This window comes from Arthrobacter sp. Cza30 (assembly GCF_059090765.1).
Map to the genome: position 1 here is coordinate 172,108 of NZ_JBNHGA010000005.1, position 22,329 is coordinate 194,436.

The following is a 22,329-nucleotide window of genomic DNA, read 5'->3' on the forward strand; positions in this document are numbered from 1 at the left end:
GGCCATGTCACCGCCGTCGAACAGCTCTCCATGCAGCAGGCATTGAACCGCGCGCTGGCAGAGGTGCTGGAGGACAACCCCAAGGCACTGGTCCTGGGCGAGGACGTCGGACTGCTCGGCGGCGTCTTCCGCATCACCGATGGCCTGCAGAAGAAGTTCGGCGAGGCACGGGTTTTCGACACCCCGCTGGCCGAATCCGGCATTCTCGGCATGTCGGTGGGCCTGGCCATGGCCGGCTACCACCCGATCCCCGAGGTGCAGTTCGACGGGTTCGCCTACCCGGCGATCAACCAGATTGTCTGCCAGGTGGGCAGGATGAACTACCGGAGCCGCGGCTCCATGCCGATGCCCATCACGCTGCGGGTACCCAGCTTCGGCGGCATCCGCGCTCCCGAACACCACGGCGAGTCGCTGGAATCGCTGTTCGCCCACGTCCCCGGCCTGAAGGTGGTCTCGCCGTCGAGCCCGAACGAGGCGTACCACCTGCTCAAGCACGCGGCGACGCGGCCCGACCCGGTGATCTTCATGGAGCCGAAGTCCCGCTACTGGCAGAAGGGCCCTGTGGACACCTCCCCGGAGCCGGACGGCTACTCCCCCGAAGGCTCGCGGATCGTCCGTGAAGGCAAGCACCTGACCCTGGTCGCCTGGGGCGCCATGGTCGCCCGCTGCCTGCAGGTCGCCGAGCTCGCCGCCGAGGACGGCATCGAGCTCGAGGTGCTGGACCTGCGCTGGCTGAAGCCCATCGATGCCGAAGGACTGGCCGCTTCCGTGGCCAAGACGCGCCGCGCCGTCGTCGTGCACGAGGCACCGCTGACCTCCGGCCTGGGTGCGGAAGTGGCATCGCTGATTACCGAGCGCTGCTTCAACACCTTGCGGGCACCTGTTGAGCGGGTGACCGGATTCGACGTACCGTACCCTTCGGGAGACCTGGAAGACGAGTACGTACCCAACATTGACCGCATCCTGTTCGGGATCCAGCGAATATTGGAGTATCGCCGTGGCTGAAATTACATTCCCCCTGCCGGATCTTGGTGAGGGCCTGATCGAGGCAACCGTGCTGGAATGGCTCGTCTCCGAGGGCGAGCAGATCGAGCGCAACCACCCGCTGGTCGAGGTAGAGACCACCAAGTCCGCCGTCGAACTGCCCTCCCCGCAGGCGGGCAAAGTGGTGAAAATCCATGGAGAACCCGGCGACATCATCAAGGTGGGCGAACCGTTAATCGTTTTCGAGGTTCCCGATGACACCGCCGGTATTGTGGGCACCGTACCGAAGGAAGAAGCGCCCAAGCGCCGCGTCCGCCTGACGGCGGCGCTCGACGACGAGGACTGAGCATGGGAAACAACCCGCAGCACACCGTAGAAGGCCTCGACCCGCGCCTGCACGTCCAGGTGCACGAGGCCGCCGAAGGGACCGAGGGCCCCCGCCGTCCGGTGATCCTGCTGCACGGTTTCGCCTCCTCCAGCAAGCTCAACTGGGAGGACGCCGGGTGGATCACGGCGCTCACGCAGGCCGGCCGGCGCGTGGTCACGGTGGACCTTCCCGGCCACGGCGAAAGCGCCGCTCCGGAAGAAATGGATGCCTACGCCCCCAGCCGGATCCGCGCCGACCTGCTGCAGCTGGTCCAGGACGCCAGGGTCCGTCCGCTGAAAGAGAACGATCCCGACACCGGGGTTGACCTGATCGGGTACTCCCTGGGAGCTCGGCTGGCCTGGGAGTTCGGCGCCACCCAGCCGGAACTGGTCCGGCGGATGGTGCTCGGCGGGCCCGGCAGCAGCGACCCCCTGGCGGACTTCGACCTGCACGCCGCCCAGCGCTTCCTGGCCGACGGGACGCCCATCGAGGACGTCAACACCGCTGAGCTCTTGCGGATGGCCAAGCTGGTGCCGTCGAACGACATCTTTGCGTTGATGACCATGATCGAGGCGATCAAGACCGAACCCTTCGTACCGACCGAGGCCGTGCCGAGGATGCCGGTGCTCCTGGTCGCCGGCGACAAGGACGACCTGGCTGTCACCGCGCCGGAGTTGGCTGCGCTTTCCGACGCCGCGGAGTTGATGTGGCTGCCCGCGCGCACGCACGCCAATGCCGTGACCTCCCGGGCCTTCAAGACCGCCGCCATCGAATTCCTCGCTGATTAACCGTTCGCGCATCTTTCGGTGCCGTCAACGGAGCTTTTGGTCGGTACAATTCTCGATGAGAGTAAATTCCTGGGGCGTGGAGGCTTGATGGAGGTATTCCTGGGCGGGCGCTACAGGACACGGGAGCTCATAGGCACCGGCGGGGCAGCGTCCGTGTACCGGGCCGTGGACGAATCTTTGGGCCGCGACGTGGCGGTCAAAATGTTCGCACCGACGACGCCGGACGATGACGAGTACCGGCGGCAGCACACCGAAACCCTGCTGCTGGCCACGCTGAACCACCCCGGTTTGGTGACCTTGCTGGATGCCGGCCTGCACACAGCCGACGATGGCGCGACCACCAGTTACCTGGTGATGGAACTGATTGAAGGGTCCGACCTGCGGCGGCGGCTGAAAGGCGGGCCTTTCTCCGAGGTGGAGACCGCGCAGATCGGGGCAGATTTGGCCGACGCGCTCAACTACATCCACAGTCAGGGTGTCGTGCACCGGGACGTGAAGCCGGCCAATATTCTGCTGGCCAACGGCCACACAGAAGATACGCGGCACCACCCCAAGCTCACCGACTTCGGCATCGCCCGGATGGTCGAAGCCACCATGGCCACCGCCCAGGGTGCGACCATCGGCTCCGCGAACTACCTCAGCCCCGAACAGGCCTTGGGCAACCCCGTCACCGCGGCCAGTGACGTGTACTCGCTGGCGCTGGTCCTGCTCGAATGCCTTACCTGCGAGAAGGCATTCTCCGGTACACCGATGGAAGCGGCCCTTGCCCGGCTCTTGCGCGACCCCGAGATTCCGGACGCCCTCCCCGCCGAGTGGGCGGACCTTCTGACCCGGATGACCCGCCGTGACCCGGAGGCTCGTCCTACCGCGCACGAGGTCGCCCTGAGGCTGCGGAACCTGGCCGAAGGGCCGCTGCCCGACCAAATTGTGGCCTCCGCCTCCGTGCTTTCCTCCCCTGCAGCACTGGTGAACGGTGTGATCGGATCGGACACGGCCGGGGCAACCGAAGAGCGTACCGGTGGGCACACCACCGGGAACGTGGCAATCCCCGCGCCGCCGAACCGCGCCCCCAGCGTCGGTTAAAACTGCGCTCCCAGCGTGGGGTAACCACGCTCACAGCGAGGGTTGAACCGGCTCCCCATGGGTTGAGCTGGCACCGCCGCAGGGCCCAAGCCGTCATGTTGCAGCTTGCAGTGGTTGGGGTGGGATGTGGGTTTGCCAGTAGGAGTTGCGCAGCGGTTTGCGGCGGGGGTCGATGTAGTCCGGCGGGGTGAACCACGGGATGCCGTCGACGACGTTGATCTCCCAGTTGCCTTGCTCGATCACGTCGTGGTGGAGCAAGCACAGGCACACCCCGTTGTTCACGTCGGTGCGGCCGCCGGCCCACCACGGGATGATGTGGTGCGCCTCCGTCCAGAACGCGGGCATGCTGCAGCCAGGGAAGGCGCAGCCCTTGTCCCGGGCGACCAGTGCCCGGCGGATGGCGCGGTTGAAGAACCGTTGCGACCGGCCCAGGTCCATAATTTCGCCCTCGGATCCCAGGACCGCCGGGATGATCTCGGCGTCGCAGGCCATCCGGCGCACCGTGGTGGCCGAGACCGGGCCGTTGAAGACCGCGCTGCCGCCGCCGGAGAGCAGCCCGGCCAACTGCTCGTATCCGGTGGTAACGATCACCTGGGTCCGGTGCCCGCCCGAGTCCGGAAGCCTGCCGGTGTTCAGCGCGATCCGGCAGGCCCCGACCAGGCCCGCGAGCAGCTTCTGCGCCCGGGTCGCATCATCCATCGCCTGCACCACGGCCGGATCCACACCGGCGGAACCATCCACGCCAGGGCGACCGGATCCGGCAGCCGCGCTGCCCTCCGCAACGGCCCCGTCCGTCCCATCCGCATCGGCGGCATCGGCCCCGCCACTGCCTCTCGGCGCGGTGCCGGTTCCGGTGCCGGAAACAGGGTGGTTACCGCCGCCGCGGGCCGTGCCGGCGACCGTGGCTCCGCCACCTTCGGTGCGGGACTCCCCAGAACCGGCCGGGCCCGCGTCGGACGGGCTGTCCGCGGCAGGAGTGTTGGCGGCGGTTTCGATGGCGTCGGGGCGGATCCGCGGGTTCGCGGCGCTGTTCATCACGGTGGCGAGGGCTTCGTACTGGGCGTCGGTGGTGTTGATGACGAACTGGTGCAGCCCGCGGCGCCGGCCCCGGTAGAACATGCCCTGCCGGGCCCGCAACTCCTCCTCGGACGGTTCGGCACCGTCCTGGTCGACAGCGGTTTCCCACGTCCTGGCCACCATCACCAAGGTGTCGGCATCGGCGTCCACGGCCTGCCGGACCAGCGACGCTTCCATCGCCTGCAACGCCTCCGAGCTGCCGGCGTGGCGGGCCCGGTCCAGGGAATCGACCACCAGGGCCGCGGCCTGGCCGCTGACCTCCCCGCCGGCCATGGCCTCGGCCAAGACCGGCAACGCCGGCGCACCCGGCTCCCCGTCCAACCGCACCGGCGCGGTGATCGCCTTGCCGACCCGCAGCCGGCGCCGCGCCTCGACAATCCCGATCCCCAACCGGGAGCGCAGATACTCCGCCGCGTTCGCGAACTCCGTCTTGCGGCCGCGCCGCACCTGCTGCGACCCGGACCCCTCCGGGGCAGCGGCGTCCCCGCTCCCGGTGCTGATCGCCGCCGCCGGGTCCGCCCACTCCCCCGCCCCCTCCGTCGCCGAAGCTGCGTCACCGGGCTCTGTGCCGGCCCCTGTACTGGCTCCGAGTCCTGCCGTCGCGTGTTCCCCGTTGGCAGCGATGTCCGCCCGCTCCACCGCCTGGGCGCCGACCGCCTGCAGGAACTCCACCAGCTTCGAAACGCCCTCGACCGCCGCCACCGTGTTGGCCAGATCCCGGGTAGACAGGGACGACAACTCGGCAGGAAACCGGTCGGCGACATCTTGCAGCAGGACACACGCCTGGTCCAGAGATGCTTCCATCTCCCCGGTGCGGTCCAACGGTGCAAGAGCCATACCACAATTTTATTCGTACAAACATTCGATAGCCATCAAAAGGGCCCATTGTGTAGGAATAGTGGCACGACATTTGAAGAACGGCAGGGAAAACCGGCCAGCCGGGAATCGGCGTGCGCCCCGACTGGCAAGGAGCGCTGATCATTGCGGCGCCAACCAAGGCGCGCGGCACAGCCACCAACGACCGAGAGTCCGCCGACCAACAACAAAACCCACGTACCTTGACGTGGCCCCCGCCACAGGCCATGATGGATCATATACGATTTCGTACTTCACAGGAGGATGCTTTGTCCGAAGCCAACGTCACCCAGTCCGCGGGCACGCTGCAAACGGTGGATACCCAGATCCTGGAGGACGCCGGCAAGGTGCTGGCCGTACACCTGTCCTACAACTCCCGGGCGGCACAGCGCGGACGGGTTCCGGCGCACCCCTCCTACTTCATGAAGGCTTCCTCCTCGCTGGCCCTCTCAGGCGGCACCGTGGAGCGCCCCGCGGGCACCGAACTGCTGGCCTTCGAGGGCGAAATCGCCCTGATCATTGGCAAGCCGGCACGCCGCGTCAGCGTTGAGGAGGCCTGGGACCATGTGGGCCATGTAACCGCCAGCAACGACCTGGGCGTCTACGACATCAAGTACGCGGACAAGGGCTCCAACGTCCGCTCCAAGTCCGGCGACGGCTTCACGCCGATCGGCCCGGCCTTGCTGCCCGCGGCGTCGGTCAACCCGGACACCCTCCGAATCCGCACCTGGGTCAACGGCGAGGTCGTCCAGGACGACACCACCGCGGGCCTGATCTTCTCCTTCGCCCGGATTGTCGCCGACCTGTCACAGCTGATGACGCTGCACCCGGGGGACGTCATCCTCACCGGAACTCCGGCCGGCTCCTCCGTGATCGTGCCGGGTGACGTCGTCGAGGTTGAGGTCTCGGACGAAGCCGCCGGGCTGAGCACCGGCCGCCTGTCGACCACGGTCACCCAGGGCGAGGCGGAATTCGCGTCCTTCGGCAACACCCCCAAGATCACCGACACCGACCGGATCGATGCCTTCGGCAGCGAGGAAGCGGCCGGGCTGGCGCCGGCAATCACCGGCAAGTCCGCGCTGACCGAGGACGTCAAGGCCAAGCTGCTGTCGGTCGCCACCGCCACCATCTCCGGCGCGCTGCGGAAGCGCGGGCTGAACAATGTCAGCGTCGACGGCCTGCTGGCCACCAAGCCGGGCCAGAAGGTCATCGGCACCGCCCGTACGCTGCGCTACGTGCCCAACCGCGAGGACCTGTTCAAGTCACACGGCGGCGGTTACAACGCGCAGAAGCGCATCATCGACGCGCTTGGCCCGGGCGAGATCCTGGTCATGGAGGCCCGCGGCGAGAAGGGCTCCGGCACCCTCGGCGACATCCTCGCCCTGCGCTCCCAGGTGCGCGGCGCGGAGGCCATCATTACCGACGGCGGCGTCCGCGACCTTTCCGAGGTGGCGGCGCTGGACATCCCGACGTTCTACAACAGCGCCCACCCGGCGGTGCTGGGACGCAAGCACGTGCCCTGGGACACCGACGTGACGGTCGCCTGCGGCGGCACCACCATCCAGCCCGGTGACATCATCGTCGCCGACGACAACGGCATCCTCGTGATCCCGCCGGCCCTGGCCGCCGAGATCGCGGACGAGGTCGTCGAACAGGAACGCCAGGACAGCTTCGTCTTCGAGATGGTCAAGGAAGGCCACAAGATCGAAGGCCTGTTCCCGATGAACGCCGAATGGCGGGCACGCTACGAGGCATGGGTCGCGGAGCAGCCGAAGTGACCACCCTGGCCCCCAGCAAGTCGGAACAGGCCTACGAGCTGCTGCACGAGCGGATCGCCAAGGGCGAGCTGGTGCCCGGCTACCGGCTGGTCCTCGGGACCATCGCCGCGGAGCTAGGCTGCAGCACCGTGCCGGTGCGCGAGGCGATCCGGCGGCTGGAGGCAGAGGGCCTGGTGACGTTCGAGCGCAACATCGGGGCGACGGTCGCGGCCGTCGACGCCGAGTTGTACCTGCACACCATGCAGACGCTGGCCGTGATCGAGGGCGCGGCGACGGCCCTGGCCGCGCCGCTGCTCTCCGCCGTCGACTTGGCCGAGGCGCGCGCGGTCAACGCCGAGCTGCGCCGCTGCCTGGAGGACTTCGATCCGCGCCGGTTTACCCAGCTCAACGACCGGTTCCACGCCGGGCTGTACGAACGCTGCCCGAACCCGCACATCCTGGACCTGGTGCACCGGGGCTGGAACCGGCTCAACGCCATGCGGGCCTCCAGCTTCAGCCACATCCCCGGCCGCGCCCGCTCCTCCGTCGAGGAACACGAGCATCTGCTGGATTTGATCGACGCCGGTGCCAGCACCGGCGAGGTGGAGAAGGCGGCCCGGGCACACCGGACCAACACGCTCAACGCCTACCTGGCCGCGGACGGCTTGCCGCCCTCGCCCCTGTAGGCCGTACCCGCAGCCGACGGCGACACCCCGCCGTCGTCGGCGGCCAAGCACCACACACAGCCCAGACCTCACCGACTACCGACCATTCAACCCCCATGGAAAGGACCATCATGGCCGAGCACTTTGTCCCGGACAACCTGCCCACCCACCTGCAGCACTACATCGGCGGCAAGCTTGTCGACTCCATCGACGGCGACACCTTCGACGTGCTGGACCCGGTCACCAACAAGCCGTACATCAAGGCTGCCTCCGGCAAGGTAGCCGACGTCGCCGCGGCCGTTGCCGCCGCCAAGGACGCCTTCGAGAACGGCCCCTGGCCCACCATGCTGCCGCGCCAGCGCTCCCGCGTGCTGCACAAGGTCGCCGACATCGTCGAGTCCCGCGGCCAGGAACTGGCCGAAATGGAGTGCTTCGACACCGGGCTGCCCATCAAGCAGGCCCTGGGGCAGGCCCAGCGTGCGGCGGAGAACTTCCGTTTCTTCGCCGACCTCATCGTCGCCCAGCACGACGACGCCTTCAAGGTTCCCGGCCGCCAGGCCAACTACGTCAACCGCAAGCCCATCGGCGTCGCGGGCCTGATCACGCCGTGGAACACGCCGTTCATGCTGGAGTCCTGGAAGCTCGGCCCGGCGCTGGCGACCGGCAACACCGTAGTCCTGAAGCCGGCCGAGTTCACCCCGCTCTCCGCGTCCCTGTGGCCGGGGATCTTCGAAGAGGCCGGCCTGCCCGAGGGCGTCTTCAACATCGTCCACGGCTACGGCGAGGAAGGCTTCGCTGGCGACTCCCTGGTCAAGCACCCGGACGTTCCGCTGATCTCCTTCACGGGCGAGTCCCGCACGGGCCAGATCATCTTCGCGAACGCGGCCCCGTACCTGAAGGGCCTGTCCATGGAGCTGGGCGGCAAGTCCCCCGCCGTCGTCTTCGAGGATGCCGACCTGGAGGCGGCCATCGACGCGACGATCTTCGGCGTCTTCTCCCTCAACGGCGAACGTTGCACTGCGGGCTCGCGCATCTTGGTGCAGCGGAGCATCTACGACGAATTCGTCGAGCGCTACTCCGCCCAGGCAAAGCGGGTCAAGGTCGGCCTACCCCACGAGGAAACGACGGAGGTCGGCGCTCTGGTCCACCCGGAGCACTTCGAGAAGGTCATGTCCTATGTGGAGATCGGCAAGCAGGAGGCCCGCCTGACCGCCGGCGGCGGCCGCCCCGCGGAGTTCCCGGAGGGCAACTTCATCCAGCCGACCGTCTTCGCCGACGTGGCACCGGACGCCCGGATCTTCCAGGAGGAAATCTTCGGGCCGGTCGTGGCTATCACCCCGTTCGACACGGACGAGGAGGCCCTCGAACTGGCCAACAACACCAAGTACGGACTGGCCGCCTACATCTGGACGAACGACCTGAAGCGGTCCCACAACTTCGCCCAGAACGTCGAGGCCGGAATGGTGTGGCTGAACTCCAACAACGTCCGCGACCTGCGCACCCCGTTCGGCGGCGTGAAGGCGTCCGGCCTGGGCCACGAGGGCGGCTACCGCTCCATCGACTTCTACACCGACCAGCAGGCCGTGCACATCAACCTCGGCGAGGTGCACAACCCGGTCTTCGGCAAGGCCGAGGACGCCGCCGCCATCCCGGACGCCTAACACCTACCCCTACCGCTCGAAGGAGAGAATTATGAGCAACGAAATCCCCAAGCCCTCGGTTCCGGCCCCGGACATCCTGCGCTGCGCCTACATGGAGATCGTGGTCACCGACCTGGCCAAGTCGCGCGCCTTCTACGTCGACCTGCTGGGCCTGCACGTGACCTACGAAGACGACGAGGCGATCTACCTGCGCTCGTTCGAAGAGTTCATCCACCACAACCTGGTGCTGCGCAAGGGCCCGATCGCCGCGGTGGCGGCCTTCGCCTACCGCGTGCGGTCCCCGGAGGACGTGGACCGCGCCGAGGCCTACTACCAGGAGCTGGGCTGCCGCACCGAGCGCCGCAAGGAAGGCTTCGTCAAGGGCATCGGCGACTCGCTCCGCGTGGAAGACCCGCTGGGCTTCCCGTACGAGTTCTTCCACGAGGTGGACCACGTGGAGCGCCTGCACATGCGCTACGACCTCTACTCGGCCGGCGAGCTGGTGCGCCTGGACCACTTCAACCAGGTCACCCCGGACGTCCCGCGCGGGCGCAAGTACCTGGAAGACCTGGGCTTCCGCGTCACCGAGGACATCAAGGACTCCGACGGCGTGACCTACGCAGCCTGGATGCACCGCAAGGGCACGGTGCACGACACCGCCCTGACCGGCGGCAACGGCCCGCGCATGCACCACGTGGCCTTCTCCACCCACGAGAAGCACAACATCATCCAGATCTGCGACAAGATGGGCGCCCTGCGCATGTCCGACCGGATCGAACGCGGCCCCGGCCGCCACGGCGTGTCCAACGCGTTCTACCTGTACATCCTGGATCCGGACGGCCACCGCGTGGAGATCTACACCCAGGACTACTACACCGGCGACCCGGACAACCCCGTGATCACGTGGGACGTCCACGACAACCAGCGCCGCGACTGGTGGGGCAACCCCGTGGTCCCGTCCTGGTACACCGAGGCGTCCCTGGTCCTCGACCTCGACGGCAACCCGCAGGAAGTCATCGAGCGCACCGACAACTCCGAGATGGAGGTGACCATCGGCGCCGACGGGTTCTCCTTCACCCGGGAAGACGACGAGGACGGCACCTTCCGCGGCCAGGCGTCGAAGGGCTTTAAGATCGGCAACCAGGTCTAGTCCCGGTCTTCGACCACATGACGACGCCGCTGGGCGGCTTCCGCAGGGAAGCCGCCCAGCGGCGTCTGCAGCCTTGCCCACCCTGCCGCGGGATGCCACACTGGCACCTAAACGCGGTGCCGGCGCCCGGCCGACAGGGCGGCCCCGGTTGCCGACCGTTCAAGGGGATGGGGGGACGGCGTGAACATTCTGCGCACCGTCGTTGCACGGATAGAACGAACCGAGGCTCTGGACAAGGTTGCCGAGCCCGTGGCCGGACTGGTGGGCAGGCTGGTTAATCCCCGGCCCGTCAGAAACATCCTCAGCGGCAGCTTCGTGGGCCATCCGCTGCATCCGCTCATGACCGACTTTCCCATCGGCGCCTGGACCATGTCCACGCTGCTCGACACGGTGGGCGGCCGCCGTGCCGAGCCCGCGGCCGACCTCCTGGTCGCCGCCGGAATCCTCACGGCCGCACCCACGGCATGGGCAGGGCTCAACGACTGGTCGTATACCCAGGGCGAGGACCGCCGGCTCGGCATCGTGCACGCCGCATCAAACTCGGCGGCGCTCGTGTGCTTCGCCGCTTCCTTCCTGGCCCGCCGCGGCGACCGCCGGGGGCTCGCCAAAGTGCTCGCGCTGGGCGGCTTCGGGCTGGTGATGTCCGGCGGCTACCTGGGCGGTCACCTGAGCTACGCGCGCGGCGTCAACGTCAACCACACAGCGTGGCGGAAAGGTCCCGTCCAGTGGACCCCTGTCCTGGCGGAGAGCGAACTGGCCGACGGCCGGCCGCAGCTGGCGCACGCCGGAGTCGTGTCGCTGGTCCTGTATCGCAGCGATGGCACCGTCAGGGCGCTGGACAGCGTCTGCAGCCACATGGGCGGACCGCTGGCAGAAGGACAGGTCGACGACGGGTGCATCACCTGCCCCTGGCACGGCAGCCAGTTCCGCCTGGTGGACGGCAGCATCGTCAGGGGACCCGCCAGCTCCGAGCAGCCGTCGTACGAAACACGCGTCCGCGAAGGGCAGGTCGAGGTCCGGCTGAGCTGACCGGCTCAGCCCCGCGGAGACCGCGGCCTGGACCGGGAGACCCGGCGGGCGTCGGATCCGGCAATGACGAGCGTGGCGACAACCGACGCGGCGGTGACAGCCAGGCCCGCGGTGATCGCCTCGGTCCAGCCTGACCGGGCCTGGACGGAAAAGGCGACGGCGGTGATCACCGCGATGCCCACGGCGGTGCCGATGCGCTGGGCCGTCTGCAGCACTCCCCCGGCGCTCCCCGCGTACTCCAACGACACGTCGGCCAGGGTCAGCGTCTGGTTGGGGGTGATAATGAGGCCCTGCGCCATGCCGATGAAGGACAGCGTCAGCAGCATCCACCAGATGCTGAGCAGCCCGGCTGCCTCCAGTTGGATGACGGCGATGGTCAGCGCCAGCCCCAGCAAGGCGCAGAGGATCCCGACGACGATCATCTGCCGTCCGCGCTCCAGCACCCGCTTGCCGGACCAGTGCGACGAATAGGCGCCGAGCAGCGCGGCAGGCAGCCCGATCAACCCCGCCTCGAGTGCGGTGCCGCCTAGCCCCTGCTGGATGTAGAGCGCCACCAACACCCAGACGCTGGTCACGCCCATGAAGTACAGGCCGGCGATCAGCGAGCCGGCGGAGAAGCTGTGGGTGCGGAAGATCCGCAGGTCGACCATCGGGCTGCGCCCGCGGTGGCGGTAGGAATGTTCCCACCACGCCCACAGCGCCAGCAGTCCCGCGCCGCCGGGAAGCAGCAGCCAGATCCATGCACCGGTCCCGCGTTCGACGAAGGGCAGCAGCAGCGCCAGCACGGCCAGGCCCAGCAGCACGGCCCCGACGGGATCGAGGTCACGTTCGGCCTTGGCTGCCCGGGGCCCCCTGGTTCCGGGTGCGGCGCTTTCGGGTGCGGCGCTTTCGGATGTGGCGGTTCCGGCCGCGGCGGTGCGGCGTCCGCCGACGGCGCCTTCGCGGTCTTCTCCCCCGGGAGGGTCAACGGCAGTGTGCCGCGGCTTGAACCACATCAGCGCCAGCACGATGGCCAGGATCCCGACCGGTACATTCACGAGGAAGGTCCAGCGCCACCCGTCCTGGACACCGGCGAACTCAATGATCATTCCGCCCAACAGGGGCCCGATGGCCACCGAAACGCCAATCACGCTGCCGAGCGCCCCGAAGGCACGGCCGCGTTCCGCCCCGCGAAAATACTGCTGGATCATCCCCACGGCCTGCGGATTCAGCAGGCCCGAACCCAGGCCCTGCACGAAGCGCGTGATGTTCAGCGTGAGCGGGTCCGGAGCGAGTCCGGCGGCCACCGAGGAAAGCGTGAAGAGTGCGACGCCGGCGATGAACAGCGGGCCGCGGCCCAAAATATCGCCCGCGCGGCCGGCGGCCACCAGCACCACGCCAAAAGTCAGCGCATAGCCGGAGAGCACCCACTGCAGGTCCGAGTCCGACGCGCCCAGCCCGATTTGGATGGACGGCAGCACCACGTTGACAATGCTGACGCTCACCAGCGACATGAAGATGGCCACCAGCAGCACGGCCAGGATCCGCCAACGGCCGGGGTCCGGCACGAAGCCGGCCTCGACGCCGTCGGGGCTGGCCGGTCGGGGCGCGGAACGGTTATCTGGAACGGAGTCGGAGGCTTGGGTCACCTACCATTCATACGCCGGGACGGGTCCGCTGCCAAACCGCGGCGACAGCCGCGTTAAACGAAAGAGCCGGAGCGGCAGGCGTTGGGGGAATCCTGCGGGTCCGGCTCTTCCACGCCCGGACCCAAGTCCGGCCGAAGCGATGCGGGCCCCCGTTCCGAGCCCCACCGTTGTCACGAGCATATCCCGCGGACAACCGGCCCGCGATGGGGAGAACTACCCATGCAGGTTAAGCGGTCTCTCAGAGCTGTTGAGCTATAGCCGCTCCATTGGGTCGGCCGATCTCCCGCCAGGTTGCGTTCCGCCGCCGCGGCGGGCGTCCGCTCCCCCTCGCGACCCGGGAAACGCAAGAGGATACTGAAACCGTGGGACTGTTGAGCGGAGCACCTGCCCCTTTCGCCGATCGACCCGATGCCGCCCGGCAACTGGCGGCCGAACTGGCAGCATACCGCGGCCGCGATGACGTCACCGTGCTGGGCCTGGCGCGCGGCGGCGTCCCGGTGGCCGCGGTGCTGGCGAAAGAACTGGCCGCCGACTTCGACGCGCTCATCGTCCGCAAACTAGGCATTCCGGGCCAGCCGGAGGTCGCCTTCGGTGCCTTGGCCGCCCACGGGGGGCACACCGCCGTCGTCATGGTGGAACCGATACTGGCAGAACTGCGCCGCCGCAATTACAGCGAACAGCGGCTGCAGGAGGTCCAGGACAGGGAACGTGCGGAACTGAAGCGGCGGCAGGAAGCGTATCTCCAGGGCCGGACGGCAGAGGTCCGCGGCCGGACCACGATCCTCTGCGACGACGGGTTGGCCACCGGCGCCACCATGAAGGCCGCGATCAACGCCGTGCGGCAGAGCGACCCCCGCGAAATTGTCGTCGCGGTGCCGGTGGGTCCGCCGCAGGCCTGTGCCGAGCTCGAGAAACTGGCCGATGCCGTGATCTGCCTGCGCCAGCCGCACAACTTCAGGGCCGTCGGCGAGGCCTACCAATACTTCGGCCAGGTCAGCGACGACGAGGTCCTGGCAGCGCTGCCCCGGTAGCGGCTGCCGCCGGCAGGTTAAAGAACAGCAGACCGCTGCCAGGTGCAATTACCCGACGGCGGCCCGCTGCCCTGAGCTGGCGCTGCTTGGAAGAGGTCAGTGCGCCTCGGGATGCCGCTTGAGGTGCTCGATCTCAGGGTCGATGGCCCGAAGGTTCGCGCCCTTGGTTTCCTTGACAACGGACACCGCGACCAGCGAGATCACGCACAGCACCATGATGTAGATGCCGATCGAAATCGTGCTGCCGGTCTGGCCCAGCAGCAGTTCGGCAATCATCGGGGCGAACGCGCCGCCGAGGATGGCACCGATGGCATAACCGATGGAGACGCCGGAGTAACGTACGTTGGCCGGGAACATCTCCGCGTACAGGGCGGACTGGGGACCGTACGACAGGCCCAGGCCGATGGTCAGGACAAACATGGCGATGCCCATCAGCAGGATGCTCGCCGTGTCGATCAGCATGAACATCGGAATCTGCCACAGCAGCACCCAGACATAGCCGATCTGGAACGTGCGGATTCGCCCGATCTTGTCGGAGAGGATGCCGCCGTACATGGTGAAGGCCAGCCAGCCGAAGGCCGCCAGGGTCGTCGCCAGGAGCACGGACGGGCGGTGCATACCCAGGCCGCCGGCCTCGACATCCTTGGTGGCGTACGAGGCGAAGAACGCGATCAGCAGGTAGCCGGCGGCGTTGTTGGCAATGAAGATCAGCGCGGTGAGGATGACCTGCTTCCAGTTGTGCCGGAACAGCAGGCGCAGCGGGGCGGCAGATTCCTTCTTGCGGTCCTGCATCTCCTTGAACACCGGGGACTCGTCCACGGCGCGCCGGATGATGTAGCCGACCACGATCAGCACGATCGAGAACAGGAACGGAATACGCCATCCCCAGGCCAGGAACTGCTCCTCGCTCATCACGGTCGTGAGCAGCCACATGACGCCGGTGGCCAGGATCATGCCGCAGGGAACACCGATCTGCGGGTAGGCGCCGAAGAAGCCGCGCTTGTTGATCGGCGCGTGCTCGACGGACATCAGGGCAGCGCCGCCCCATTCACCGCCGGCCGAGAAGCCCTGCAGGATACGGAGCACCACCAGCAGGATCGGAGCGGTGATGCCGATCTGGTCGTAGGTCGGCAGCAGGCCGATCAGCGCCGTCGCTACGCCCATCAGCATCAGCGTAAAGACCAGCATCAGCTTCCGACCCATTCGGTCGCCGAGATGGCCGGCGACAATGGCGCCGAGCGGGCGGAACAGGAAGCTGATACCCAGCGACGCCCAGGCTACGATTTGCGCCAGCCCGGCGCTCTCCTGGGACAGCGGCGCAAAGTACAACGTAGCCAGCACCAGGCCGGCGGCTTGCGCGTAAATGAAGAAGTCGTACCACTCGATGGTGGTACCGACCAAGGTGCCGGCGAGCACCTTGCGCTCTTCACGGCGGGCTGCTGGGCTGAGGTTGCCTGCCAGCTCTTCTGACGTTGACATATTTTCTCCGTTGAGTTCACAGAACGGTTACCGAACGGTCGGTAATGTGACTGGAGCCATACTACCGGACAGTGACGGGCCACACATAGCGCCGCCATATCATTTCCATAACGCCCCGTCTACCGGATTGCGGCAGAACCGCTCCCCCTTGCAGGAACGGCGCCCCCCGCGCGGACCACGGGCAGCCGCAGGCCTAGCGGTAGCGGGCAGCACCGCCCGTCGCGTTCTATAGTTGGACGCTTTGTCCCGATATAGAACAATGGGTCGTGAGGGCCGGCACAGGACACTTTGGCCGGTTCCCGGAGCAACTCCCGTGCAGGACTTTTCCAGAGGATGTACCGATGAGCCAGACCCCCATCAAACCCGCCCCGGCCCACTCGCAGACCCTGTCGCGCGGCATCAGGGCCCTGGAGATCCTGGCGGAGGCGCCGTCGCCGATGACGATCGCCGAGTTGTCCGACGCGTTGGGGGTGCACCGGTCGGTCGCCTACCGGATCCTGCGCACGCTCGAGGACCATTCGCTGCTGATGCGCGATTCGGCTGGCAGGGTGCAGGCGGGGCCGGGCCTGGCCGCGCTCGCCCGGGGTGTTTCGCGGGACCTGCAGTCGGCGGCGCTGCCGGAGCTGACAGCACTGGCCAACGACCTGATGATGACGGCCTTTATCGCGGTCTGGGACCAGCACGACTGCGTGACGCTGCTGACCGTGGAGCCGCGGCATACGACGGCGCTGGTGCAGCGTCCGGGCACCCGGCATTCCTTCGCGGCGGGAGCCCCGGGCATCGCCATCCAGTCGGCCCTGACCCGGGACCAGTGGGAGCAGCATGCTCCGGGACAGCCGATCCGCCCGGAGGCGCGGCTCGCCAAGGACGCCGGGTATGCCATCAGCCATGACGAGGTCATCCCCGGCGTCTCGTCGGTGGCCGTGCCGGTCACCGTCCCGGGCCAGCTCCCGGCTGCCGTGGCCGTGGTCTATATCCGGACCGACACACCGGATGAGCAAATTGCGGAGGCACTGAAGCGCTCAGCCGCGGTCATCGAGGCGGAGCTGCACTGAGCCCGCCACGCCCCGCGGCGGCGGATGGCTGCGGCAACAGGCGGGCGGCCCGGCAGCAGGCGGGCGGCGGTCTGGCGTCCCGGCGGTCAGGCGTCCCGGCGCCGGACGACGGCGGCAGCGACCAAGCCAAGCACCAGCAGCATGGCTGAGGCGGCAATCGACACCAGGAACGCGCCGGAGTGTCCCAGGTTCTCGGCCAGCGCACCGGCTACCGCCGAACCGATGGCAGAGCCGAGGACGACGCCGCTGGCGAGCAGCGTCATCACCGTGCCGAGCCGCTCATCCGGAGCGACCAGGCTTCCGATGCCGTAGATGGTGACCATGGTGGGTCCGACGGGCACGCCGACCACCAGCAGCACGAGAATCATCGGCAGCACTTCGGCGGGCAGCAGCAGCAGGACGCAGAACGCCGTCATCGCCGCCGCGCACACGACCCAGCGGCTCGAATGTTTCCACCGTGCGGGCCAGTAGGCCACGGACAGCGCACCGAAGGCCGACGTCAGGCCCAGCAGCGCATACAGCAAACCGGCGGTGTCGGCCGCGCCGAAGCTGCCGCCGAAGGCACTCAGGGCGTTCTGGGTTGCGCCGAAGAACACGCCCATGGCCACCATCCCCAGCACGGGGATGGCGACCAGCGGCCAGTTGATCCGCACCGGCGAGGCCGCCGCGGCGGCTCCGGGATGTGCCTTGACCAGTCCGGGCGTCACCGGGACGACCACACGGTAGGTGGGGTGGACGGCGAAGGCGGTCACCATCGTAACGGTCAGGGCGGCGGCCAGCACGAAGGGCAGCCACGGGGCAATCAGCGCCGCGAGCAGCCCGACCAGGGCCGGTCCGAGCACAAACGTCAGTTCGTCGGCGGTGCTCTCGTAGGACAGCGCCGTGTCCAATACCGGCTTGTCTTTGCGGGTCATCGCCATCCAGCGCACCCTCGCCAGCGGGCCGACCTGCGGACAGGTGGCCCCGACGGCGAAGGACGCGGCAAGTACGGCCACGGGGCCGGCTCCACTGCCTCCGATGTAGACGCAGGTCAGCAGCACGACGATGGCACACGTGTGAGCGGCAGCCGCGACCAGCAGCACGGGCCGCTGACCGACCCGGTCGGCAAGATAGCCGAAGAGCGGCGCGCCGGCGGCCGAGCCGATGCCGACGGCACCGGCGGCGAAACCGCCCGAGGCGTAGGATCCGGTGCTGACGGTGACCAGTGTCAGGGCGCCGACCGTGAGCATCGCCAGCGGCAGCCGGGCAAGGAACCCGATGGCCAGAAAAGAGGTTCCGGCCATCCGTGCCAGCCGCGCGTAGCGGCCGAAGGGGTTTCGGGTTTTGCGACGTCGGCGGCCGGAGGTGTCGTTGCCGGGGGCTTGTTGCTGGGCGGGCGCGCCGGAATCAGAAGCAGTCATCGGTTTTTCCGTTGGTTCGAACCGCGCATCGTCCCGCCTCCCGATGCGCACAACCCGGATAACACAACCATCATACCGGTGGTCAGGCGGCCCCGGTGAGCACGGTGCGGACGGAGGAGCCGTGGCGCCCCTTCGTGACTTGGAGCTGAGCGCCGATGCGCTGCTTCATCTCCGCTACGTGGCTGACCAGGCCGATGACCCGGCCCCCGTCGCGCAGTCCCTCCAACGCATCCATGACCTGTTCCAACGCCTGCTCATCCAGGCTGCCGAATCCCTCGTCGACGAACAGCGTCTCGATGTCCACGCCGCCTGCCTCTGCCTGCACTACGTCGGCCAGGCCGAGTGCCAGCGCGAGCGAGGCCATAAAGGATTCGCCGCCGGACAGGGTGGAGGTGTCGCGCCGCTGCCCCGTCCATTCGTCGCTGACGTGCAATCCCAGGCCCGACTTCTTGTTGCCGGACTTCGAGTCGTCGTGGACCAGCGTGTACCGCCCGTCGGTCATGGCAATCAGGCGTTCGGAAGCCGCCGCCGCAATCTGCTCGAGACGCGCAGCCAGGACGTAGGTGGTGAGCGTCATCTTGCGTTCGTTCTCGCCCAGTCCCCTGACCGTGTCCGCCACTGACTGCAGAAGCTCGTGCCGTTCCGCGATCGGGGCCAAGCGGACTTGTTCCTCGTCGAAACGCCGGCGGTAGCTGGCAAGTTGTTGCTGCGACGCAGTCAGCACACCGTGCCGCACGTGGTGCTCCTGCACCAGCCCGTCCAGGACCGCGGCTTCCCCGCGTACCGCGTCCAGTTCCGCGGTCCCCGGCAGCGTTTCGCCCTTCTCAAGCGCCGTGCGGGCACGGACGACGGCTTCGGAGGACTCCAGCACCTGCAGCCGCTGGCCTGCTTCGACGTAGGCAGTGTGGCGCCGCTGCAGTTCCTGCAGCTGTGCCGGTGCCAGCAGGGACACCCGGATTTCGTCTTCGGAGGCGAAGCTGGACTGCCCGATGGCCGAGGCCAGATCGGCGTCGGCCTGCTCCAACGCGTTGCCACAGTGGCGGTGCTGTCCCAAGACGTCCAGGGCAGCGGCCAGCAGTTGGTCGAGGCGGGACAGCGAGGCCGCATGTTCGTGCAGGCTGCCTCCGGCCGGACCGGCCTCGCGCAGCTTCTGCTCGAGTTCCTGCACGCGTTCCCTCCCGGCCTTGAGGTCGGAATCGGCGGAGGCCTTGGCCACGGCCAGAGCCGACAGCTGCCGGCCGTTCTCGTCGAGCTGCTCGGTCGTGGCGGCCGCCCGTTCCTGCAGTTTTGTGCGCCGTTCCCTCACCGCGACGGCTTCGTCCAAACGGGCACGGGCGGCGGCGACGGCGGCGGCCGCTTCGGCGGCGTCGGTCGCGCCGCCGCGGGAGGCCAGGGCCGAAAGTTGCTGTTCCAGTGCCGCGCACGCCTCGCGGGCCTTGGAGTACGTGGCTTCCGCCGCCGCGTGGTCCTCCCGGGCTGCTGTTTCCTGTTCGCGGGTGACCAGATGCCCGCCGGCGGCCGCGGCCGGTTGCGGATGTTCTGTTCCGCCACACACCGGACAGGGGTCTCCCTCTGCAAGGTTGGCGGCGAGCTCCGCTGCGGCCTGATCGAGGCGCTGTTCCAACAGCGACAACCAGGCTTCCTTGAGCCGAAGTTGCCTGGCGTGCGCCGCATCGCGGTTCCGCCGGGCCTCGTCGGTCTTGGCCAGGCAGGCGCCGTAGTCGGCCACGGTGTCGCGCAGCTGCCGGGCTTGTTCCAGCCGCTCGGTGAGCAGGCCGACGTCGTCGGAGGCTGCCGACAGCATGGCCAGTTCCTCCTGCAGCCCGTGGCCGACTTCAGCCAGCCGTTCCCGGGTTGTTTCCGCGGCACCGATGTCCTTGGCCAATCGGCCCGCGTGCTGTTCCAACCGCCGCACGTCGGCAGCGGCCGCCTGCAACCGCTGCTCTTCCGGCAGCAGGGCGCGGATTCGTCCGAGCTCGGCGGAGAGCTGTGCCGCCGCCTCCTCGAGCAGCGCCTGTCCCGCGGCATCGGGGTCGGGGCGGCGGGAAACGAATGTTGGGAAGAGCGGATGGGCTTCGGCCTCGTCGATCCGGTCCAAAAATTCTTTACCGGCACGTTCCACAGCGAGTGCAGCCTGATCCCGGTGCCGGATGGGCGACGCCAGCAGTTCCGCGGACCGGTGCGACGCCAGGGTTTCGGTCAGCGCGGCGTGGCCGTCGGCGCCGTTGCGGTGCCCGGCTGCCAGTTTCTCCAGCGCCGCCAATTCCGCGTGGTCGGCCAGCGCCCGCTCGTGCCGGGCGATGGTTTCCCGCAGCCGGCCCAGCTCATCTTGTCCGCGCTCGGCCAAGTCGCGGACGGAGCCGGCTGCGGACGCCATCGAGGACTCAAGCGTGGCGAGCAGGTCCGCGGCAGGCATTGACTGGTCCGGCATGTCGTCGGAGGCCAGATGCCGGGCTGCTTCCTCTGTTGCCCGCGCGAGCAGGTGGTCGGATCCTGCCACCGCGGCCTGGTAATCCGAGCGGGCCTTGGCCGCTTCGTCCGCCAGGACCTGCTCCACCGCCTCATAGCGGTCGGTCGCGAACAGGCGCTGCAGCAACGGCCGGCGTTCCCTGGCGTCGGCGCGCAGGAACGCCGCAAAGTCGCCTTGGGGCAGCAGGACTACCTTGGTGAACTGTTCCAGGCTCATGCCCAGGACGGACAGCAGTTCGGCCGCGGCCTCGTCGTTGCGGCCGCTTTTCTGGACCCAGGCCCCATTGATCTTCTCGCGCAACAGCGTGCGCGCCTGCTCCGTCACCGACCCGGACCGGGCCCGGGACGAGGGCCGTTCCCACTGCGGGTTGCGGGTCACTTCGAACCGTCTGCCGCGGGCGGAGAATTCGCACACGACTTCCGGCTCGGTCCCGGGTTCGGCGTGGTCGCTGCGCAGCCGCTTGCCCTGCTGGCGTGCGCCGGGGACGGACCCGTACAGCGCAAAACAGATGGCGTCCAGGATGCTGGTCTTGCCGGCCCCGGTCGGCCCGTTGAGCAGGAACAGCCCCTGCGCTCCCAGCTCGTCGAAGTCAATGGTTTCCCGCGCGGCGAACGGCCCGAAAGCCTGCATTTGAAGCCGGTGGATCCTCATGCCGCGGCCTCCGCTGCCTGCACGGCGGCCAACGCATCGGCCAGCAGCGCGCGTTCGGCTTCGCCGGCCGGCCGGGAGCGGACGTGGTCCAGGAAGCCGCAGCAGACCTCCAGGTCGTCCTGGGCCTTGGCGATGCGCTGGCTGTAGCTCATGGTGTCCCGGCGCGGCCCGGAGACGGGTTCGAAGTTGAGCACCAGCGTGTCGGGAAAGCGCGCCCGCAGCCGTTCCATCGCCTTCGCCGGGCGTTCGTCGTCGGTGACCGTGATTTGGCAATAGGCGTCCTGCGCCCAGGCGTGGTCCGCCGATTCGAGCAGGTCCTGCATGGTCCCCTTGAGCACGGCGAGCTTGCGCGGGGAGGGCCAGCTGACGTTTTCCACCGACGCGAGCCCGTCCGCGGTGAATTCGAGGATGATGCCGCCCTTCTCGTGTCCGGCCTCGGAGAACGAATAAGGCAGCGGCGAGCCGGAATAGCGCACGGTTTCGCTCAGCGCCTGGCGCCCGTGCAGATGGCCCAGCGCCACATAGTCGAGGCCGTCGAACAAATCCAGCGGGACCGCTCCCACTCCCCCGATGCTCAGGTCCCGTTCGCTGTCCGAGGTGATGCCGCCGCTGGCAAAGGTGTGCGCCATGACCAGGGAATGCACGGCGCCGCCGGCCCTCCGCTGCTCAAGGTCCGCTCGGACGAGGTCCAGCGCCGACCGCGTGACGGCGGTGTGGCTGGGAGCCTCCGCGCCCAGCTCCTCCGCGCACAGCCGCGGCTCAAGGTACGGGATCCCGTACACGGCAAGGGTCGCACCGTCCAGGTCCAGCTCCACCGGGTCCGCAAGCTGGTCCAGCCGGGCGCGGATATGGACCCCGCCGTGGGCCAAGATGCCGGAGCCGAAGCCCAACCGGGTGGCCGAATCGTGGTTGCCGCTGGTCATGATCACCGTTGCCCCGGCACCGCGGATGCGCGACAAGGCATCGGAAAAGAGGTTGACCACATCTACACCGGGCAGCGCGCGGTCGTACACATCGCCCGCGATGAGCACCACGTCGATGCTCTCCTCGCGCACTGTCTGCAGGAGTTGCTCCACGAATGCGTGCTGCGCCTGCAGCATCCCGACGCCGTGGAAAGAACGGCCCAGGTGCCAGTCGGACGTGTGCAGTAACCTCATATTTCCAAACTATCCGGCGGCTGGGACAGTTTCGGACAAGCGCAACGGCACGTCCCGAAATCG

Annotated in this window: 17 protein-coding genes; 11 read left to right on the forward strand and 6 right to left on the reverse strand. The window is 68.2% G+C overall.

What is annotated here, in order from left to right; translation table 11 throughout:
• The first annotated feature begins 30 nt into the window (after positions 1 to 30).
• The 4 genes from AC5RVZ_RS18070 (at position 31) to AC5RVZ_RS18085 (ending at position 3,222) form a co-directional block, all read left to right on the forward strand.
• A complete protein-coding gene (locus tag AC5RVZ_RS18070; protein WP_494067551.1) occupies positions 31 to 1,005 on the forward strand; it encodes an alpha-ketoacid dehydrogenase subunit beta in 975 nt (324 codons plus the stop codon).
• Positions 998 to 1,330 carry a biotin/lipoyl-containing protein gene (locus AC5RVZ_RS18075; RefSeq protein WP_493979765.1) on the forward strand — a complete coding sequence of 111 codons (333 nt, stop codon included), beginning with the start codon at positions 998 to 1,000 and terminating at the stop codon, positions 1,328 to 1,330. Before AC5RVZ_RS18070 ends, AC5RVZ_RS18075 begins: the two co-directional genes overlap by 8 nt.
• 2 nt (positions 1,331 to 1,332) lie before the next feature.
• Positions 1,333 to 2,139 (forward strand): alpha/beta fold hydrolase, encoded by an 807-nt coding sequence (locus tag AC5RVZ_RS18080; RefSeq protein ID WP_494067147.1) that lies wholly within the window; start codon positions 1,333 to 1,335, stop codon positions 2,137 to 2,139.
• Between the two features lie 87 nt (positions 2,140 to 2,226).
• Complete coding sequence (locus AC5RVZ_RS18085; RefSeq protein WP_494067148.1) at positions 2,227 to 3,222, forward strand: serine/threonine-protein kinase; 996 nt, start codon at positions 2,227 to 2,229, stop codon at positions 3,220 to 3,222.
• Positions 3,223 to 3,315: 93 nt separating this feature from the next.
• Here the strand turns inward: AC5RVZ_RS18085 and AC5RVZ_RS18090 are convergent, their stop codons facing one another.
• Positions 3,316 to 5,136 (reverse strand): DUF222 domain-containing protein, encoded by a 1,821-nt coding sequence (locus tag AC5RVZ_RS18090; RefSeq protein WP_494067149.1) that lies wholly within the window; start codon positions 5,134 to 5,136, stop codon positions 3,316 to 3,318.
• 323 nt (positions 5,137 to 5,459) lie between these two features.
• Between AC5RVZ_RS18090 and AC5RVZ_RS18095 the strand changes: the two genes are divergently transcribed.
• The 5 genes from AC5RVZ_RS18095 to AC5RVZ_RS18115 all read left to right on the forward strand — a co-directional run bounded on the left by AC5RVZ_RS18095 (position 5,460) and on the right by AC5RVZ_RS18115 (position 11,395).
• Positions 5,460 to 6,932, forward strand: coding sequence for a fumarylacetoacetate hydrolase family protein (locus AC5RVZ_RS18095; RefSeq protein WP_494067552.1), 1,473 nt, complete (start codon positions 5,460 to 5,462; stop codon positions 6,930 to 6,932).
• Positions 6,908 to 7,597, forward strand: coding sequence for a GntR family transcriptional regulator (locus AC5RVZ_RS18100; RefSeq protein ID WP_494067150.1), 690 nt, complete (start codon positions 6,908 to 6,910; stop codon positions 7,595 to 7,597). The genes AC5RVZ_RS18095 and AC5RVZ_RS18100 overlap by 25 nt, the downstream gene beginning before the upstream one ends.
• A 110-nt stretch (positions 7,598 to 7,707) precedes the next feature.
• A complete protein-coding gene (gene hpaE / locus AC5RVZ_RS18105; RefSeq protein ID WP_494025654.1) occupies positions 7,708 to 9,237 on the forward strand; it encodes a 5-carboxymethyl-2-hydroxymuconate semialdehyde dehydrogenase in 1,530 nt (509 codons plus the stop codon).
• A 31-nt stretch (positions 9,238 to 9,268) separates the two neighbouring features.
• On the forward strand, positions 9,269 to 10,366 hold the full coding sequence (hpaD, locus tag AC5RVZ_RS18110; protein ID WP_494067151.1) for a 3,4-dihydroxyphenylacetate 2,3-dioxygenase: 1,098 nt from the start codon (positions 9,269 to 9,271) through the stop codon (positions 10,364 to 10,366).
• Between the two features lie 180 nt (positions 10,367 to 10,546).
• Positions 10,547 to 11,395, forward strand: coding sequence for a Rieske (2Fe-2S) protein (locus AC5RVZ_RS18115; protein ID WP_494067152.1), 849 nt, complete (start codon positions 10,547 to 10,549; stop codon positions 11,393 to 11,395).
• Positions 11,396 to 11,400: 5 nt separating this feature from the next.
• On the opposite strand, the gene AC5RVZ_RS18120 is transcribed toward AC5RVZ_RS18115, so the two are convergent.
• Positions 11,401 to 12,942 carry an MFS transporter gene (locus AC5RVZ_RS18120; RefSeq protein WP_494067553.1) on the reverse strand — a complete coding sequence of 514 codons (1,542 nt, stop codon included), beginning with the start codon at positions 12,940 to 12,942 and terminating at the stop codon, positions 11,401 to 11,403.
• Between the two features lie 443 nt (positions 12,943 to 13,385).
• Here AC5RVZ_RS18120 and AC5RVZ_RS18125 point away from each other — a divergent pair, with 443 nt between their 5' ends.
• Positions 13,386 to 14,054 (forward strand): phosphoribosyltransferase, encoded by a 669-nt coding sequence (locus AC5RVZ_RS18125; protein ID WP_494067153.1) that lies wholly within the window; start codon positions 13,386 to 13,388, stop codon positions 14,052 to 14,054.
• Between the two features lie 96 nt (positions 14,055 to 14,150).
• On the opposite strand, the gene AC5RVZ_RS18130 is transcribed toward AC5RVZ_RS18125, so the two are convergent.
• The gene (locus tag AC5RVZ_RS18130; RefSeq protein ID WP_494067154.1) at positions 14,151 to 15,533 is read right to left on the reverse strand and encodes an MFS transporter; all 1,383 of its coding nucleotides are present in this window, start codon (positions 15,531 to 15,533) and stop codon (positions 14,151 to 14,153) included.
• 341 nt (positions 15,534 to 15,874) lie between these two features.
• Between AC5RVZ_RS18130 and AC5RVZ_RS18135 the strand changes: the two genes are divergently transcribed.
• Positions 15,875 to 16,588 carry an IclR family transcriptional regulator gene (locus tag AC5RVZ_RS18135; protein WP_494067155.1) on the forward strand — a complete coding sequence of 238 codons (714 nt, stop codon included), beginning with the start codon at positions 15,875 to 15,877 and terminating at the stop codon, positions 16,586 to 16,588.
• 86 nt (positions 16,589 to 16,674) lie between these two features.
• Here the strand turns inward: AC5RVZ_RS18135 and AC5RVZ_RS18140 are convergent, their stop codons facing one another.
• The 3 genes from AC5RVZ_RS18140 to AC5RVZ_RS18150 all read right to left on the reverse strand — a co-directional run bounded on the left by AC5RVZ_RS18140 (position 16,675) and on the right by AC5RVZ_RS18150 (position 22,266).
• Positions 16,675 to 17,988: an MFS transporter gene (locus tag AC5RVZ_RS18140; protein ID WP_494067156.1), complete on the reverse strand. Its 1,314-nt coding sequence runs from the start codon at positions 17,986 to 17,988 to the stop codon at positions 16,675 to 16,677.
• Between the two features lie 82 nt (positions 17,989 to 18,070).
• The gene (locus AC5RVZ_RS18145; protein ID WP_494067157.1) at positions 18,071 to 21,109 is read right to left on the reverse strand and encodes an AAA family ATPase; all 3,039 of its coding nucleotides are present in this window, start codon (positions 21,107 to 21,109) and stop codon (positions 18,071 to 18,073) included.
• Positions 21,106 to 22,266 carry an exonuclease SbcCD subunit D gene (locus AC5RVZ_RS18150; RefSeq protein WP_494067158.1) on the reverse strand — a complete coding sequence of 387 codons (1,161 nt, stop codon included), beginning with the start codon at positions 22,264 to 22,266 and terminating at the stop codon, positions 21,106 to 21,108. Before AC5RVZ_RS18150 ends, AC5RVZ_RS18145 begins: the two co-directional genes overlap by 4 nt.
• Between the last annotated feature and the right edge of the window lie 63 nt (positions 22,267 to 22,329).